Source organism: Ruegeria sp. SCP10 (genome assembly GCF_040329495.1).
Taxonomy (GTDB): Bacteria; Pseudomonadota; Alphaproteobacteria; order Rhodobacterales; family Rhodobacteraceae; genus Ruegeria.
On sequence record NZ_JBDZYF010000060.1, the window covers coordinates 1 to 1,217 of the forward strand.

Annotated in this window: 1 protein-coding gene; it reads left to right on the top strand. The window is 55.5% G+C overall.

The window, feature by feature from the left end; all coding sequences use genetic code 11:
• Window positions 1-56 precede the first annotated feature (56 nt).
• A protein-coding gene (locus ABLN87_RS22245; RefSeq protein WP_353014293.1) for an IS3 family transposase occupies window positions 57-1,183 on the top strand; the annotation gives its coding sequence in 2 pieces (ribosomal slippage) (window positions 57-321 and window positions 321-1,183; 1,128 coding nt in all).
• The last annotated feature ends 34 nt before the right edge of the window (window positions 1,184-1,217 follow it).

Consider the following 1,217-nt stretch of genomic DNA (forward strand, 5'->3'; position numbering starts at 1 on the left):
TGAGCCTCCCCAACTGAGCTGTTCCACCGCTATGTTTAGGAAACGGAGGACCACGAATGGCAAACAAGCGACCGAAGCCCGAAGAGATTGTCTCGAAGTTACGGCAGGTTGAAGTTCTGATGGGGCAAGGCATGTCCCGTCTTGATGCGATCAGGCAGATCGGCGTTGTTGAACAAACCTATTACCGCTGGCGCAAGAAGTACGGCGGAATGGGCGTAGATCAGTTGAAAGAACTGAAACGGCTTCAGAAAGAGAATGAGCGACTGCGACGTGCGGTATCCGATCTGACGTTGGACAAGCTGATCCTGACGGAGGCGGCCAAGGGAAACTACTGAGCCCCGCTCGTCGTCGTGCTTGTATTGGCCATGTTCGCAACCAGCTGAACGTTTCCGAGAGACGCGCCTGCCGCGTGCTTGGACAACACCGGTCCACGCAACGGCGTGTCCCACAAGGTCGCGCAGACGAAGACCGATTGGTGGCCGACATGATCGAGCTGACCCGACAGTACGGCCGATATGGCTATCGCAGGATCGCAGCGCTGCTGAGAGAGGCTGGATGGTCTGTCAGCGACGGGCGGATTGAACGGCTCTGGCGACGAGAGGGGCTGAAAGTGCCAGTGAAACAACCGAAGAAAGGGAGGTTATGGCTTAATGACGGCTCATGCGTTCGGCTACGGCCTGAGTATCGCAACCATGTTTGGTCCTATGACTTCGTGCATTGTCGAACTGACGATGGCAAGGTCTTTCGCACGCTGAACATCCTTGATGAGTACAGTCGGGAATGTTTGGCTATCAGGGTCGAACGGAAGCTGAACTCGGTCGACGTGATCGATGCCCTGACGGATCTGTTCATACTTCGAGGAGCACCCCGTTTCATACGTTCAGACAATGGGCCGGAATTTGTCGCCCAGGCTGTCCGCGACTGGATCGCCGCCGTTGGTGCCAAGACGGCTTACATCGAACCCGGCAGCCCGTGGGAGAACGGATATTGCGAAAGCTTCAACGGGAGAATGAGGGATGAACTGCTCAACGGCGAGATCTTCTACAGTTTGCGCGAGGCTCAAATTCTGATCGAACAATGGAGGAAACACTACAACACAAAGCGGCCACACAGTGCACTGGGCTATCGCCCGCCAGCACCTGAAACCATCATCCCAATGGATTACAGGCCGATGATGCACTAACAATCAGGTTGGACCAGTCAGATGAGGCTGCTCA